Consider the following 15062-nt stretch of genomic DNA (forward strand, 5'->3'; position numbering starts at 1 on the left):
TTAAGCACTCAGTTTCGGGGATCGGGACATCAGGGTGATGCCGTCCCGTGTTTCATCAATATCAAAGCCGGCCTTGCGGAAGGCCGATATGGCGCGGTCGTTCGAACTGGCCGGATCGATCACCAGCCGGGTCGCGCCCTTCGCCAGCAGATCGTCGCCGAACTGGCGCAGGATCTGCGATCCCAATCCTTCGCCGGTCAGCGAGACATCGCCGATAAACAGGTCGATCCCTTGTGTCCCCTCCGGCTGATCCGCTCCGCACAGATACGACTGGATATAGCCGATCGGGCGCCTGTTCAGCTCGATAATGTAGGGCGCGCCCTCGTCCGACCAAATGAGGTCCAGCGCCTGCTCGACCTCATCCTCCGGCGTCGAACCGTCTTCCGACCAGAAGGGCTCGACATGCGGCGATGACATCCAGATCAGCAGAAGCCCGGCATCATTATCCGTGAGGGGCCGGAAGGTGATCACGCTTCCAGCATCTCGATGGTCAGGTGGTCATTTGTATAGACGCAGATGCTCGACGCAATCTTCATGGCCTTGCGCGCGATGACCTCGGCATCGGGCTCATAATCCAGCAAGGCACGGGCGGCCGAAAGCGCATAAACGCCACCCGAACCGATGGCGGCCACGCCGTCTTCCGGCTCCAGCACATCACCGACACCGGTGATGGTCAGCACGGTATGCTTGTCGGCCACCAGCAGCATGGCCTCCAGACGGCGCAGGTAGCGATCCGTGCGCCAGTCCTTGGCGAGGTCGACACAGGCGCGGGCCAGCTGATCAGGATAAAGCTCCAGCTTGGCTTCCAGCCGTTCCAGCAGGGTAAAGGCATCGGCCGTGGCGCCGGCGAACCCGGCGATGACCTTGCCGCCCTGGAGCGTGCGCACCTTGCGCGCCCCGCCCTTGACGATGGTCGGTCCCATGGAGACCTGACCGTCACCGGCAATGACCGTCTTGTTGTTCTTGCGTACGGCCACGATGGTGGTGCCGTGCCAGTTTGGGAAGTTTGAGTCTGTCATGCGCCGTTAATTGGCGCTTTTACCATTGCGATTCAAGTGGGGTGGTGCCATTTGCCACAGTATGCTCTCAGACGATGAAATCGACCGCTATGCCCGCCATCTGGTGCTGAAGGAAATCGGCGGTCACGGCCAGATGGCCCTAAAGGCCGCGAGGGTGGCCCTGATCGGCATGGGCGGTATCGGCTCCCCGGCGGCGCTCTATCTGGCGGCGGCGGGTGTCGGCACGCTGGGCCTGATCGACGATGACGATGTGAGCTTGAGCAATCTGCAACGGCAGGTGCTGTTCGGCAACACCGATATCGGCGCGCCCAAGGCGGAGGCGGCCGCCACGCACCTCGGCCATCTCAATCCGCATTGCGACTGCCGGGTCCATCGCCTGCGCCTGAGCGAGACCAATGCCGCCGAGGTTTTGGGCGGCTACGATATCGTGCTCGATGGCTGCGATAATTTCGAGACCCGCCTGCTGGTCAATCGCGTCTGTCATGACCTGAAAAAGCCGCTGGTCTCGGCGGCGCTGGGCCGCTTCAGCGGGCAGCTGGCGATCTTTGACGGATCGCCCTGCTATCAGTGCCTGGTGCCGGATATCCCGCCCGATGCGGAAACCTGCGAACGTGTCGGCGTCGTCGGGGCACTGGCCGGTGTCATGGGCAGCCTTGCTGCGCTGGAAACCATCAAGCTCATCACCGGCGCCGGCGAAACCCTACGCGGCAAGCTAATGATCTTCGATGGCCTCGACATGACCTCTCGGATCGTCAGACTGGCCGCCGATCCGGCCTGCCCGGTGTGTGGCGTCTAGCGGCGGCGCACAAATTGTGTCATAAGAAACCAAATTATAACATTCGGGATGAAACGCACAGGCCAACCGCTTTAATCGGGAACGCCGCCTGATGACGACCACCACCGCCAGCCCACCGCTCGACAAGGACGGCAAGGACGCCCTCTACCCCACGGTGAAACACACGGTGCTGGAGGATATCTATGCCTTCGCCATCGGTTGTTCGTTCATCGCGCTCGGCATCGTCATGCTGCGCACCGCCGGCCTGACCACCGGCGGTGTGGCCGGGATCGCCTTGCTGGTCTCCTATATCGCGCCCCTGCCGGTCGGCCTGCTGTTCATCCTGATCAATATCCCGTTCTTCCTGTTCGCCTGGCCGGCCATGGGCAAGCGCTTCATGATCAAGACGGTGATCGTCAATCTGGTCATCATGGGCATGACCAGTTACGCGCATTTCGCCTTCAAGCTGGAAAGCCTGAACCCGCTGTTCGCCGCGCTCTTTGGCGGCACCATCATCGGCATGGGCATCCTGGCCCTGGCGCGGCATGGCGCCGGCGCCGGCGGCACCGGCGTGCTGGCGCTTTATCTGCAAAAACGGCGCAATATCAATGCCGGCAAGACCCAACTGGCTTGCGACGCCCTGATCATGGCGGCGTCGATCCTGATCCTCAATCCGCACCAGCTGGTCTTTTCGGTGATCTCCGCCGCCGCCATGAGCGGGGTCATGGTCGGCTTCCACAAGCCGGAGCGCTACATCGGACGATAAGGCGCCCTTACGCCGCCGCCACATCCGACAGGAAGCGTGCGACCGTCTGTTTCAGACTTTCGCTCTTTTCGGCCACCGTGCGGGACGCATGGGCCACCTTGCCGGCCGATTCCGCCGTCTGGGCCGCCTCATCGCGCACCGAGGTCACATTGCCGCTGACGATACGCGTCCCTTCCGAGGCCCGCACCACATTGTGAGTGATTTCCTGCGTCGCCGCGCCCTGTTGCTCCACCGCGCCGGCAATGGCGGTGGTGAAATGCGACACCTCTTCCATGGTGCGGGCGATATTGGCGATCGCCTCCACCGTGTCGCGCGTCGAGGCCTGAATGGCCGATATCTGCGCCGAGATTTCCGCCGTCGCCCTGGCCGTCTGGGTGGCGAGATTTTTCACCTCGGAGGCCACCACGGCAAAGCCCTTGCCGGACTCGCCGGCGCGAGCAGCTTCGATGGTGGCGTTGAGCGCCAGCAGATTGGTCTGGGAAGCGATGGCCTGGATCAGGGTGACCACCTCACCGATTTTCGCCGCCGCGCCCGCCAGGCTTTCGACCTTGGCATTGGTGTCGAGCGTCATCTGTGTCGCATTGCCGACCACGGCGTTGGCGCGCACCACCTGATCGGTGATCTCACCGATCGAGGCCGTCAGCTCCTCGGCCGCCGAGGCCACGGTCTGGACATTGCCGGAGGCATCGAAAGCCGCGGTGCCGGCGCTGGTCGCACTTTCGGCCGTCTCGGCGCTGGCGCGCGACAAATCATCGGCCGTGCTCAGGATATCGCCCATGGTCTGACCGACCCCTTCGAGCGCGATCTGCATATCGGTGCGGAAGGCGCCGATCAGCGCTTCGATCTGCGCCTGGCGCTGCTCACGGCGGCGGTCTTCCTGGTCCTTGTGCTCGGACAGATGCAGGCGCTCCTGGCCCTGCCGGCGGAAAATTTCCAGCGCCCGCGCCATGCTGCCGATTTCGTTTTGCGCCTGTACGGAAGGAATGACGGTCTCATAGTTGCCGCCGGCAATATCGCCGACCGTTTTTTCAAGCGCGGCCAGCGGCTTCATCAGAGTGCGCGACAACAAAGCGGCGACGATGGACAGGCCGATCATCAGGGCCACCGAAGTCACGACAACCTTCAGCATCAGACCATTGGCGGCGGCCTGGATGGTGGCGGTGCGGACACCGCAGAACAGGATGCCGCTGACCTCTCCATTGGCGGTGAAGATCGGCTGATAGATCGTATAGTAGGCAACGCCCAGAATATCGGCCTTGCCCAGATAGGGCTTGCCTGCCTTGATCAGATTATAGGCCTTGCTGTCCTTGCCAAGCGTGGTGCCGACCGCGCGGCTGCCATCCGGCTTGGTGATCGAGGTCGTGACGCGAACGAAATCATCCTGCGCGGCGTCATAGGCAAAGACGGTGGCCTGCTGGCCGGACACCCGCGCCACCTCATCGATCATGTCATTGTCGGTAAAGGCGGGCACCTTGTCCATGACCACCTTGCCGACATTGCCGTCATCCGACCAGTCAACCTGGGCATCTGCAAAACTATGGTGCAAGGTCGCCGCGGCAACGCGCAGGGCCGAGTTCTGGTATTTCAGCGCGGTCTCAGCCGTATCCGCACGCATTTGCACCACCACTACTCCCAGCAGTGCACACACCGTGACCGCAACGAAGGTCACCATGAGACATCCGATAAGGCGGACCATGCTGAAACGACTGAAGATTTTTTCCAAGGCACAACCTCAACACGCAATTTTCACATATGCGTATCAGATTTATACTTAAAAATGCCTTAAGCCAGACCTGGGAAACGGCCAAAGTCCCTTTATTTATAAGGGAATTAGTCGCCAGCCTCTACTTCTTCGCCGCGTCGCTCAGCATCTTGAGCAGACGCGCCTGGTCCATATAGCCGACCATACCGACCAGGGCTTCCTGCACGCCGGGATCGCCGGCCAGGTCCTGCATGGCCGACTGACCGAGATCGCTCAGGGCCGTCTCGATCGCCTTGACACCATCGACACGGATGGCCGCCGTTGTTTCAGCCGGGCAGTTCTCGATCAGCAGACGCGAAAACAGCGCCCCACCGGCCTTGTCGACCGAGGTCATCTGCGCATCCGACAGCGTGGCCAGATCGGAAATCCCTTCGTGCTTCGATATGGCGGCGAAGGCCCAGCGCGTCAGCACAAGCTTATCCTGCGGCGTGGAGGAACGCACCAGGCAGGCCGACAGGGCGTCGGTTTCCGGACTGGCCAGGGCCTGCGAAGCCAGGGACATGCCGAGAATTGTGACAAGCGTGACGCCAAGCGTCCGGAAAGAAAAGGCCATGCGATCCTCAGGATTATGTGTGAGTGGCAACTTACGCCGCGCTGTGTAACCGCGCAATTAGACATTTCGCAGGCTTTACTGTATAGGGTGCGCCAATCCCGCAAATATGTCTTTATTGAAAGCCGCATATCTTGGCCCATACGCTCGACCTGTCCGCGAAACCCACCGCCGCCACTCTGGTGAATATCACCGGCCTGACGCGCAACGAGCTGATGCAGGCCCTGGTCGAGTCGGGCGTGGTCGAGGCGCGCAAGGCGAAGATGCGTATGCAGCAGATCTGGCGCTGGGTGCATCATTACGGCTTCACCGATTTCGACCTGATGACCGATATCGCCAAGGATCAGCGCGCCCTGCTGAAGGAGAAATTCAGCCTCGCCCGTCCGGAAATCGTCGAGCGCCAGATCAGCAATGACGGCACGCGCAAGTACCTGATCCGCATGGCGCCCGGCATCGAGGTCGAGAGCGTCTTCATTCCCTCGGTCGGCCGCGCCGGCGCCCTGTGCGTCTCCTCGCAGGTCGGCTGCACGCTCAACTGCTCCTTCTGCCATACCGGCACACAAAAGCTGGTGCGCAACCTGACCACGGCCGAGATCGTGGCCCAGGTCCAGGTGGCGCGCGACGATCTCGGCGAATGGCCCTCGCCCAAGGAAGACCGTCAGCTCTCCAATATCGTCTTCATGGGCATGGGCGAGCCGCTCTATAATCTCGACAACGTCGCCGCCGCCATCGACATCATTTCCGACGGCGAAGGCATCGCCATCTCCCGCCGCCGCATCACGGTCTCGACCTCGGGCGTGGTGCCGGAACTGGAAGCGCTGGGCAACCGCACCCAGGCCATGCTGGCCATTTCGCTGCACGCCACCAACGATCCGCTGCGCGATGTGCTGGTGCCGCTCAACAAGAAGTACAATATCGAACAGCTGATGGCCGCCATCCGCGCCTATCCCGGCCTCAGCAATGCCCGCCGCGTCACTTTTGAGTATGTCATGCTGAAGGGCGTCAATGACTCACCCGACGAGGCGCGCGCCCTGGTGCGCCTGCTGAAGGGCATACCGGCCAAGATCAACCTTATTCCGTTCAACCCCTGGCCCGGCACCGATTATACCTGCTCCGGCTGGGGCGCTATCGAAACCTTCGCCGCCATTCTCAACAAGGCCGGCTATGCCTCGCCCATCCGCACCCCGCGCGGCCGCGATATCCTGGCGGCCTGCGGTCAGCTCAAGTCGGAATCCGAAAAGAAGCGCGCCTCGGTCGTCCGCCGCGAACAACGTGCGGAAGCTGCCTCAAATCAGGACAGCCTGCCCGCCGGCGAGAGCCTGCCGTTCGCCCATCTGGCGAGTGGCATGGTCGATTAAGCCTTTGCGCTATATGGATATTCGGTCCGTCATATAAAATTTATCCACAGCCCATAAGCAGGCCTTGATCTTGCAGGGAAGTTGTTCATAGAGTGCGGCCGGCCGTTGGGATGCGGCGGACGCGCCCGGATATGATTTAGGACCAGCGTGTTAGGGGACCAGAATGACGCCTGATAGTTTTAACCTCAACTTCCTGTCGCCGGATGTCCTGCGGCCGGAAATTCAGGCCTTTGCGTCGGGCTTCCCCATTACCCTGCTCCATGCCGGCGTCACCCTGGCTATGCTGTTGATCGGCGCCACCATCTATTCGCTGCTGACCCCCTACAAGGAAATCCACCAGATCCGCGAAGGCAATTCCGCCGCGGCGGTCGCCTATGGCGGCGTCATCATCGGCCTGGCCATTCCGCTGGCGGCCTCGCTGGCGGCCTCCACCTCGGTGCGCGATATCGTGCTGTGGGGCGGCGCCACCATCCTGCTGCAGCTGTTCGTCTTCCGCATGATCGATTTCCTGCTGGCCGGCCTGCCCAACCGCATCAACGAGGGCGAGGTCTCCGCCGCCGTGCTGCTGGTGGCCGCCAAGCTGGCCGCCGCCCTCGTCCTCGCCGCCGGCGTCTCCGCTTAAGGGGCCGCCGATGAAGCTTGACTGGCTTCTCTACGGTGCTGTCCTCACCACCCTGGTCTGCGTGACCGGGAGCTGGCATGAGGTCTCGGACGCCCCACCAGCCCCGCCACCGCCGGGGATCGGCGAGATGTCTCTGTTCGCCACCTATACCCCCTTCACCGCCTCCTCGATCATCAATCTGCCGGTCGACGACCAGAAGGTCATGACCGGCACGGCCTTCTCGATCTCCAAGACCGGCGAATGGATCGTGGCCGAACAGAGCGTCGGTAAATGCACCCATCCCTTCCTCAATATCGGCGGCAATCTGGCCGTGCCCTTCAAGACCAAACCTGTTCCCGGCCATGAAGGCTATCTGATTGCCATGACCGATGGCGGCGGACGGCCGCTCACCATGGCCGATCCGGCAACGGTGAAGCCGGGCGTCCGCGCCTTCATGCCGGGCTATCCCGGCGGCACGGTCGGTGAAGCGACCGGGCGTCTGATCGGCCGTACCATGATGAAGCACTCCAAACGCTTCGAAGGCAGCGAGCCGGTACTGGCCTGGGCCAAGGCCGGCCAGACCTATGAACTCAAAAGCGATCTCAACCAGCTGGTCGGCGGACCGGCCATCGATGATAGCTCGCATGTGGTCGGCATCACCCTGAAGGAAAACCCGCGCCGCGGCCGCATCTATACCTCCGTGCCGGAAACGGTCATTGCCATCGCCAACCTGTCCGACCGCAAGCCGGATTACGAAGCCGAGGCCACGGTGACCAAGCGCAATTACGGCATTGTGTCCGACACCCTGCGCCGCGAATATCGCGTGGTCCAGGTCGGCTGCATTATATCGTAGCCAGCCAGCAGGCTGGACGGATGTTTTCCATGTGCAGTCCTGACAGATTTATGTCCCGAATCTGCTAGGTATGGGGCATGACTGACACCGCCAATCCCCTAGATCCCGCTCATCTCGCCCATCTGGCGATGCGCGATCCACGCCTGAAGCCGCTGACCGAGCACTTCGCCCATATCCAGCATCGCAAGCGCCCCGGCGGCTTTCCCGCCCTGCTCGGCCTGATCGTCGAACAGCAGCTGTCGGTCAAGGCCGCCGACACCATCTTCGGACGGGTACGCGACGGCCTGGGCGAGGTGACGCCGCAGGCCCTGCTGGCGCATGACGAAGATCTGCTGCGCGGTTATGGCCTGTCACGGCCCAAAATAACCTATGCCCGCGCCCTGGCCGAAGCCTTCCATACCGGCGGCTTCGATACGACGGCGCTTGAAAGTCTCGATATCGAGGCGGCCGCCGCGCGGCTGGTAGCGCTGAAAGGCATCGGCCGCTGGACCGCCGAGGTCTACCTGATGTTCTCCGAGGGCCGGCTCGATCTGTTTCCAGTCGGCGATGTCGCCCTGCGCGAAGCCTTAGGCTGGCTGGACAAGTTGCCGGAACGCCCGAACGAGGCCTATTGCGCCGAGCGCGCGCTCGACTGGGCGCCTTACCGCACCATCGCCGCGCACCTGCTCTGGGCCTGGTATGGCGCGGTTAAGCGCGGTGAGATGATACGGTAAAAACCTCGTGAATTGACGCCATTCAAAATCAGGCGCGTAGTCGGCTCATCCAAAAAGCGAAGGAGCTGGATCATGAGTTTGCTGAACGACATACTGGGCGCCGCTTCCGGTCCCGGCGGTTTCGACGTTGAGAAACTGGCCGGCCATCTGGGCGATGGCGGACTGGAAGGCATTGTCGCCAAGTTTCAGCAGGGCGGCCTGGGAGAGGTCGTCCAGTCGTGGATCGGCACCGGCGGCAACCTGCAGATTTCCTCCGAACAGATCGAAGCCGTGCTTGGCTCGGACCAGGTGAAAAACCTGACCCACGCCATGGGCATCGACAGCTCACAACTGGCTCAGGCCCTGCCCGGCCTGATCGACCACCTGACGCCTAACGGTCAGATGCCGCAAGGCGGCATCAGCGACATCCTCGGCTCCGCCATGGGAAAGGGCGGCCTGGGTGATGTGCTTGGCGGCCTGCTGAAGGCTTAGGGTTTTTACCGAACCGGCTTGATCCTGTTATCCGGCGTCACTTCGACGTCGGGTTTCAGGGCATGCTTGTTGGCATCCTTCGGCGCATTGAACCTGTGGCCGCCATCGGGGTGGAAATATTCCTTGTCTTCGCCGGCCTGGTTCAATTCGTTGGGCGAAAAGACCTTCCTGCCCTCCTGAAGTGGCTTGTCACGAACATCGGACGTCATGGCGCATCTCCTTATGTCTGTAAGGCGACCAGTCTATGCCTTGCGCCATAAGAACAGCGTTCTCTTGCAATCAGGTGATTATAAAAGACCGGTAAGGGGCAGCGCCTGGCGGCCGCTCCCTAATATCCACTCATCGAATAGGGACGGTCGGCTTTTGCCGTCGCCCAAGTCTTGTTGGGCTGGGCCTGCATGACAAAATGCAGTTCACCTCCCGCCAGTATATCAGCGTGGCGGATAAAGCCGGCCTTCAGCGGCTTGCCATTCAGGGTCACGTTACCAACGTAGGCGTTAGCGTCTGACAACCCCTCGACCAAGACTACGAACGCCTTGCCATTGGGCAGGTTCAGTTGTGCGCGCTCAACGAACGGCCGGCCAATGACATATTCGCCGGAGCCCGGCGTCACCGGATAGAAACCGATGCCGGTGAAGAACAGCCAAGCCGACATTTGACCCAGGTCGTCATTGCCCGCCAGTCCGTCCGGTGTCGGTTTGTACTGGCTCGAGACGATCTGTTTCAGCCGCGCCTGAGTCCGCCACGGCGCGCCGGCGTAAGAATAGAGATAGGCCGCCGAATGGCTCGGTTCGTTACCGTGGATATACTGGCCGATCAGCCCGGCAATATCCTCGGCGTGGGAATAGTCGAGCTTGGAATTGTCATAGTCGAACATGGCATCCAGCTTGGCCACCGTCTTACGGTCGCCGCCCAGCAGTTTGATCAGGCCGCCTTCGTCCTGCGGCACGAACCAAGTATATTGCCAGGCATTACCCTCGGTATAGTCGCTGCCATAATTGATGGCGGTCGGATCGAACGGCTCGCGGAAGGTGCCGTCGGCCTTGCGTGCCCGCACCCAGCCGCCTTTTACATCGAAGGTGTTGCGCCAGTAGGCGGCGCGTTTCTCGAACTGGGCGGCAATATCGGTCTTGCCCATCTGCCGCGCCATCTGCGCGATCGTCCAGTCGTCATAGGCATATTCGACCGTCTTGGAAGCCGCTTCCGGCTCCTGGTCTATGGCGGCATAGCCCCGCTTCATGTAGCCCTCGAGCCCGCCGTAGGGGCCGTAGGTTGCGCTTTTCACCATGGCATCGAGCGCACGGTCGGCATCGAAGCCCTTTATGCCCTTCAGATAGGCATCGGCAATCACCGGCACGGCGTGATAGCCAATCATGGTCCAGGTTTCGCGCCCCTGGAACTGCCAAACCGGCAGGATACCGAACGGGCTGTCGGCCTGACTGACCAGCAGGGAATTGATGATCTCGGCATTGTCGCTCTCCGGCCGTATCAGGGTCAGGAGGGGATGCTCGGCGCGAAAGGTATCCCACAGCGAGAAGGTCGAGCGGAAGGTGAAATCGACCTTGTGAACCTGATTGTCCGTGCCGCGATACCGGCCATCGACATCGCCGGCCACCGAAGGCGCCAGCAGGGAATGATAAAGCGCCGTATAGAGGCTGGTCTGCATATCGGCCGGCGCCTGGATATCGACGGCGCCGAGCGCCTGTTCCCAGGCCGTGCGGGTTGAGGCGCGAACCGCATCGAAATCGCTGCTTTCACTGGCGAGATTGGCGATGGCGCCGGCCTCATCGACACTGGAAAGGGCGACATCGACAGTCAGCGGAGCGCTCAGCCTGCCGAAATCGAAGGTGCCGACCAGGGCGCGGCCTTCGCGCAGGGCCAGATCTGTCTGACCGCGGCCCGGTCCCTGGAAGCCCTTGTAGGGCACATCGGTTTCGGTATTGAGGAAGGCGTGCCCGGTCAGGGACGCGGAAAAGCGCATGGCAAAGCACAGCTTGCGATCCGGCGCCCAGCCACGCGTTTCGCGACAACCGGTCACCGTGCCATCGGGCAGGAGGCGAATCTGCGACCACAGCACCTTGCCCGGATAGTTGTAGATGCTGGACCGCAGGTCGATCAGCAGGTGTGCCGCCTGATCCGCCGGGAAGGTGTAGCGATGAAGCCCGACGCGCGTACCGGCGGTCAGTTCGGCCCGCACACCATAATCGCTGAGCGTGACGGCATAATAGCCCGGCTCGGCCGTTCCGTGGCATGGTCGAAATGCGAGCGATAGCCCGGCGCGGTGTCGTCACCCGGCTCGGTTGCCACCGTATCGCCGGCAATTGGCATGATCAGGAAATCGCCGAGATCGGAATGACCTGCGCCGGAAAAATGGGTGTGCGAAAAGCCGAGGATCGTCGTGTCTTCGTAGCGATAGCCGGCGGCCCATTTATAGCTCTGCTTGAAGGGCGCGATATGGGTATCCGGCGACAGCTGCACCATGCCGAAGGGCGCCACGGCCCCCGGATAGGTATGGCCTTCGCCGCCGGTACCGATTAGCGGATTAACGGATTTATAGGCGCTCGCACCATCCGCCAGGGCACTGCCTGCACAGAAACCCAGGCACAAGGCCATTGCCACCAGTCCCACAGCGCGCTTCATGCCGGCCACCCTTCCGTCTCGTTTGCAACCAACGGACAGTTTCACAGCACAGGCACGGCGGCAAGCCCTGAACTCATTCGACAACCGGGTGAATTTACATCCCTTTCGCGATGCTTCAGCGCGTCCATTTTCGACATATTATATTACCCTCGCAACAATCATTTCACAGGTCGGCAAGGCGTCAGCTTCTGAATTATAAGTGAAAAATATATTGCGATTTCAAAATATTATGTGGCATTTCTGCTATTGATCCCAGCGATTTCGGACCAAATCCCGATAAGGTCTGGCAACGTTGTCAGACTCCATGATAGCGATACCATAGAACGCGATCCCAAGGACCGGCCGGTTAGAGGACCCCGGCTGCCCGGAGAGTATCGCGTCTTCATGTTAGGGAGAACGCAGGACCTGGCGAAACGCATCGCGGGGATTTTTTGTCACCTCAAGGCGTTTTTACATTTAAACAATGTTTCATATGCGCCCCGCCAGGGCCGCATTCTCCCTCACCTGAAAAACCGATCCCGCCTGCACACGGGCGGATTCTTAATACAGGGAGACGTTATTATGACGACCACAAAAAAGACCCTTGGCCGCCTGATGGCCACAGCCTCGGTTTCGGTGCTGGGCGCCCTCGCCCTCACCACTGCGGTTCACGCCCAGGATACGGCCCCAGATACGGCCCAAGATACAGCCCAGACCACTGAAAAGACCACTGCCCCTGCGGCCTCCGACGAAACCGTCGTGGTCGTGACCGGTCAGCGCGGCCAGCTCAAGAGCGCGCAGAAGATCAAGAAGGATTCGGCGGTCATCGTCGATTCCATCACCGCCGTCGATATCGGCGCCCTGCCTGATCGGTCGGTCTCCGAAGCCCTGCAGCGCATTTCAGGCCTGACGCTCGAACGCACCAATAATAACCGCGACCCGGCCCGCCTGGCGGTCGAGGGTGGCAATGTCCAGATCCGCGGCCTGTCCTGGGTCAAGTCGGAAACCAATGGCCGCGACATCTTTTCGGCCAATAACGGCCGCGCCCTGAGCTTCGACGATCTCTCGGCCGACCTGTTGGCCGGCGTCGACGTCTACAAGAACCCCTCGGCCTCGCAGATCGAAGGCGGCATCGGCGGCATTGTCGACCTGCGTACCCGCCTGCCGTTCGATTCCAAGGGCCAGGTGATGGCGGTCTCGGTGGACAGCAATAGCGGCGACCTCGATACCAAGGCCCACACCTCGGTGAACGGCTTCTATTCCAACCGCTGGCATACAAGCGCTGGCGAAATCGGCCTGCTGGTCGACCTGTCTTCGGGGAATGTCGGCAACCGCACCGACAGCATCAGCCTGGCCTCGTTCAACGCCACAACGATCAAGAATGCCGACGGCACCACCGTGCAGAACGCTGACGGCACGGACAAGACCTTCTATATCCCCGGCTCGATCGGCTGGCGCTCGGTCACCTGGAACGCCAAGCGCACGGCCGCCACGGTGGCCCTGCAATACCGCCCCAACGAGGAATGGCTGTTTACCCTGAACTACATCGACGCCCGCTCGCGTGAAAGCAATCTCGAATATGCGGTCGGCAGCTGGGATGGCACGCTGACCTCGCCCGTGGCTGACAGTTCGGACTGGAACTACCAGTTCGATTCCAGCGGCGTGCTGACCTCCGGCACCGACCCGGCGGCGGTCATCGACGCCGATACCCGCTATGAGCTGGATCACAAGAAGACCGCCGACACCTCGCTGAACGTCAAGTTCACGCCGAACGCCAAACTGACCGTGACCGGCGACCTGCAATATGTCGATTCCAGCGCCGACATGGTCAGCATGACCGCCTATACCGAAACCACGGCCGGCGCCTCAATCTCGTTCGCAGGTCTGCAGAGCGACTCGCCGACCGTCACGATCAACAATCCGGAATTCCTCGAAGACGCCAGCAACTATTACTGGGCGGCCGCGATGGACCACCTGGAACACAATACCGGCCAGCAGCTGGCCGTGCGCCTGGATGCCGATTACCGTTTCGATGCCAGTTGGCTGCGCGACATCAAGGTCGGCGTGCGCTCGACAGACAAGCACTATGTCACCCGCCAGACCCACTGGAACTGGGCGCCACTGTCCAACCAGTACTGGGCCGGCAATCCGGACGCCATCTACATTACCGACACCGATTCCAGCCTGGTCTCCTACCAATCTTTCAGCAACTTCTTCCATGGCAATCTGAGTGTGCCGAGCGGCGCCTGGTTCACCAATGCCAATGTCGTCATGCACGGTACGGAATATGCCTACAACCTGCTGAAGGGCACGGAAAACTGCTGCGGCTCCTATGACTATACCTGGTCGCCACTGGCCAGCGATGCGTGGAACGATTCCGATCCGTCATCGGATAACGCCTCAGCCGGTGTGAACCGCCAGCAGGAAAAGACCGACGCCATCTATGCAGAGGCCAGCTTCGGCGGCGACAGCTTCTTAGGGATCGGCGAGTACAGCGGCAATTTCGGCCTGCGCTACGTCCAGACCGAAAGCATCCAGAGCGGCGGTTCGGTGGCCATGACCGCGCCTTCGAGCGGCTGTGACTCGACCACCGCGGACTGCACGGAATATGACAGCGTGGTGGCCTTCGCTTCCGGCACCATTTCCGGCGCCGATGCCGGCACGACGGACCACAAATATTCCGACCTGCTGCCGAGCTTCAACATGCGCGTGGCCCTGACCGATCAGTGGCAGGTGCGCCTGGGCGCCTCGCGCGCCATGGTGCGCCCGGATATGAGCCAGATGATTAACTATACGACCCTGTCGTATGACGCCAACGCCACCAATAGCTTCACCGGCACCGGCGGCAACCCCTACCTGAAGCCGATCACGGCCGATCAGTACGATTTCTCGGCGGAATACTATTTCGCCCCGACCGGCAGCTTTACCTTCGACCTGTTCGACAAGGAACTGCAGAACTACATCTATACCGGCACGGAAGATGAAACCTACACTTCATCCAGCGGCACCACCTACACCTTCACGGTGCAGCGCCAGTTCAACGGCTACAAGGGCTCGGTCAAGGGCTTCGAAGTCGCCTACCAGCAGTTCTACGACTTCCTGCCGGGCCTCTGGTCGGGCTTCGGTGTCCAGGCCAACTATACGCACCTGAATTCCGAAGGTGGCCACAACACGGCGGCCAACGTCTATGACACCAACCAGATCACGGGTCAGAACCAGGACCTGCCGCTGGAAGGCATGTCGCCCGAGAGCTACAATCTGGCGGTCATGTACGAAAAGTACGGCATCTCGGCGCGTCTGGCCTATAACTGGCGTTCGACCTACCTGCTGACCTCATCGGCGGCCAATGTCAACGCGCCGGTCTGGTCGGAAGCCTATGGCCAGCTCGACGGCTCGATCTTCTATTCGCTGAACAAGAATTACAAGATCGGTATCCAGGCCACCAACCTGACTCATTCCAAGACCATACTGGATGTCAGCACGGCCAGCGATGTATCGATCCGCGAGCACTACAGCTGGGTCGATACCGATCGCCGCATCGCCGTGGTGCTGCGCGCCTCATTCTAACCCTTCCT

13 protein-coding genes and 1 pseudogene are annotated in these 15062 nt (G+C 61.4%); 8 read left to right on the plus strand and 6 right to left on the minus strand.

Annotation, left to right across the window (positions count from 1 at the left end; all coding sequences use genetic code 11):
• Together QM647_RS13560 and hslV are read right to left on the minus strand one after the other, a co-directional pair.
• A complete protein-coding gene (locus QM647_RS13560) occupies positions 1 to 471 on the minus strand; it encodes a GNAT family N-acetyltransferase (protein ID WP_414996067.1) in 471 nt (156 codons plus the stop codon).
• Positions 468 to 1019, minus strand: coding sequence for an ATP-dependent protease subunit HslV (gene hslV, locus QM647_RS13565; protein ID WP_414996068.1), 552 nt, complete (start codon positions 1017 to 1019; stop codon positions 468 to 470). The genes QM647_RS13560 and hslV overlap by 4 nt, the downstream gene beginning before the upstream one ends.
• A gap of 61 nt (positions 1020 to 1080) precedes the next feature.
• Here hslV and QM647_RS13570 point away from each other — a divergent pair, with 61 nt between their 5' ends.
• Together QM647_RS13570 and QM647_RS13575 are read left to right on the plus strand one after the other, a co-directional pair.
• Entirely contained in the window at positions 1081 to 1815 is a 735-nt protein-coding gene (locus QM647_RS13570; RefSeq protein WP_414996069.1) for a HesA/MoeB/ThiF family protein, read from the plus strand.
• Positions 1816 to 1906: 91 nt separating this feature from the next.
• On the plus strand, positions 1907 to 2560 hold the full coding sequence (locus QM647_RS13575; protein ID WP_414996070.1) for a YitT family protein: 654 nt from the start codon (positions 1907 to 1909) through the stop codon (positions 2558 to 2560).
• Between the two features lie 7 nt (positions 2561 to 2567).
• Here the strand turns inward: QM647_RS13575 and QM647_RS13580 are convergent, their stop codons facing one another.
• Positions 2568 to 4232: a methyl-accepting chemotaxis protein gene (locus QM647_RS13580; protein ID WP_414996071.1), complete on the minus strand. Its 1665-nt coding sequence runs from the start codon at positions 4230 to 4232 to the stop codon at positions 2568 to 2570.
• A gap of 172 nt (positions 4233 to 4404) precedes the next feature.
• Positions 4405 to 4875: a hypothetical protein gene (locus QM647_RS13585; RefSeq protein ID WP_414996072.1), complete on the minus strand. Its 471-nt coding sequence runs from the start codon at positions 4873 to 4875 to the stop codon at positions 4405 to 4407.
• 131 nt (positions 4876 to 5006) lie between these two features.
• Here QM647_RS13585 and rlmN point away from each other — a divergent pair, with 131 nt between their 5' ends.
• The 5 genes from rlmN (at position 5007) to QM647_RS13610 (ending at position 8868) form a co-directional block, all read left to right on the plus strand.
• Entirely contained in the window at positions 5007 to 6230 is a 1224-nt protein-coding gene (rlmN, locus tag QM647_RS13590; RefSeq protein ID WP_414996073.1) for a 23S rRNA (adenine(2503)-C(2))-methyltransferase RlmN, read from the plus strand.
• Between the two features lie 163 nt (positions 6231 to 6393).
• The gene (locus tag QM647_RS13595) at positions 6394 to 6852 is read left to right on the plus strand and encodes a DUF350 domain-containing protein (RefSeq protein ID WP_414996074.1); all 459 of its coding nucleotides are present in this window, start codon (positions 6394 to 6396) and stop codon (positions 6850 to 6852) included.
• Between the two features lie 10 nt (positions 6853 to 6862).
• Positions 6863 to 7684, plus strand: coding sequence for a peptidase (locus QM647_RS13600; RefSeq protein WP_414996075.1), 822 nt, complete (start codon positions 6863 to 6865; stop codon positions 7682 to 7684).
• Positions 7685 to 7761: 77 nt separating this feature from the next.
• Positions 7762 to 8397: a DNA-3-methyladenine glycosylase family protein gene (locus QM647_RS13605; RefSeq protein WP_414996076.1), complete on the plus strand. Its 636-nt coding sequence runs from the start codon at positions 7762 to 7764 to the stop codon at positions 8395 to 8397.
• A gap of 72 nt (positions 8398 to 8469) precedes the next feature.
• Positions 8470 to 8868: a YidB family protein gene (locus tag QM647_RS13610; RefSeq protein WP_414996077.1), complete on the plus strand. Its 399-nt coding sequence runs from the start codon at positions 8470 to 8472 to the stop codon at positions 8866 to 8868.
• Between the two features lie 5 nt (positions 8869 to 8873).
• Here the strand turns inward: QM647_RS13610 and QM647_RS13615 are convergent, their stop codons facing one another.
• Together QM647_RS13615 and QM647_RS13620 are read right to left on the minus strand one after the other, a co-directional pair.
• Positions 8874 to 9077 (minus strand): hypothetical protein, encoded by a 204-nt coding sequence (locus QM647_RS13615; RefSeq protein WP_414996078.1) that lies wholly within the window; start codon positions 9075 to 9077, stop codon positions 8874 to 8876.
• 119 nt (positions 9078 to 9196) lie between these two features.
• Positions 9197 to 11508 (minus strand): annotated as a pseudogene (locus tag QM647_RS13620) (GH92 family glycosyl hydrolase).
• Positions 11509 to 12069: 561 nt separating this feature from the next.
• On the opposite strand from QM647_RS13620, the gene QM647_RS13625 reads away from it, so the two are divergent.
• A complete protein-coding gene (locus QM647_RS13625; RefSeq protein WP_414996079.1) occupies positions 12070 to 15054 on the plus strand; it encodes a TonB-dependent receptor in 2985 nt (994 codons plus the stop codon).
• Positions 15055 to 15062: the final 8 nt, after the last annotated feature.

It is taken from the genome of Asticcacaulis sp. (assembly GCF_047605585.1).
Classification (GTDB): Bacteria; Pseudomonadota; Alphaproteobacteria; order Caulobacterales; family Caulobacteraceae; genus Asticcacaulis.

What these genes read in the sequence shown, in the direction of transcription:
- QM647_RS13575 (WP_414996070.1), top strand. Translation starts at nt 1,907, where the DNA reads ATGACGACCACCACCGCCAGCCCACCGCTCGACAAGGACGGCAAGGAC.
- QM647_RS13615 (WP_414996078.1), bottom strand. Translation starts at nt 9,077, where the DNA reads ATGACGTCCGATGTTCGTGACAAGCCACTTCAGGAGGGCAGGAAGGTC.
- QM647_RS13625 (WP_414996079.1), top strand. Translation starts at nt 12,070, where the DNA reads ATGACGACCACAAAAAAGACCCTTGGCCGCCTGATGGCCACAGCCTCG.
- QM647_RS13595 (WP_414996074.1), top strand. Translation starts at nt 6,394, where the DNA reads ATGACGCCTGATAGTTTTAACCTCAACTTCCTGTCGCCGGATGTCCTG.
- QM647_RS13600 (WP_414996075.1), top strand. Translation starts at nt 6,863, where the DNA reads ATGAAGCTTGACTGGCTTCTCTACGGTGCTGTCCTCACCACCCTGGTC.
- QM647_RS13585 (WP_414996072.1), bottom strand. Translation starts at nt 4,875, where the DNA reads ATGGCCTTTTCTTTCCGGACGCTTGGCGTCACGCTTGTCACAATTCTC.
- QM647_RS13580 (WP_414996071.1), bottom strand. Translation starts at nt 4,232, where the DNA reads ATGGTGACCTTCGTTGCGGTCACGGTGTGTGCACTGCTGGGAGTAGTG.
- QM647_RS13610 (WP_414996077.1), top strand. Translation starts at nt 8,470, where the DNA reads ATGAGTTTGCTGAACGACATACTGGGCGCCGCTTCCGGTCCCGGCGGT.
- hslV (WP_414996068.1), bottom strand. Translation starts at nt 1,019, where the DNA reads ATGACAGACTCAAACTTCCCAAACTGGCACGGCACCACCATCGTGGCC.
- QM647_RS13570 (WP_414996069.1), top strand. Translation starts at nt 1,081, where the DNA reads ATGCTCTCAGACGATGAAATCGACCGCTATGCCCGCCATCTGGTGCTG.
- QM647_RS13605 (WP_414996076.1), top strand. Translation starts at nt 7,762, where the DNA reads ATGACTGACACCGCCAATCCCCTAGATCCCGCTCATCTCGCCCATCTG.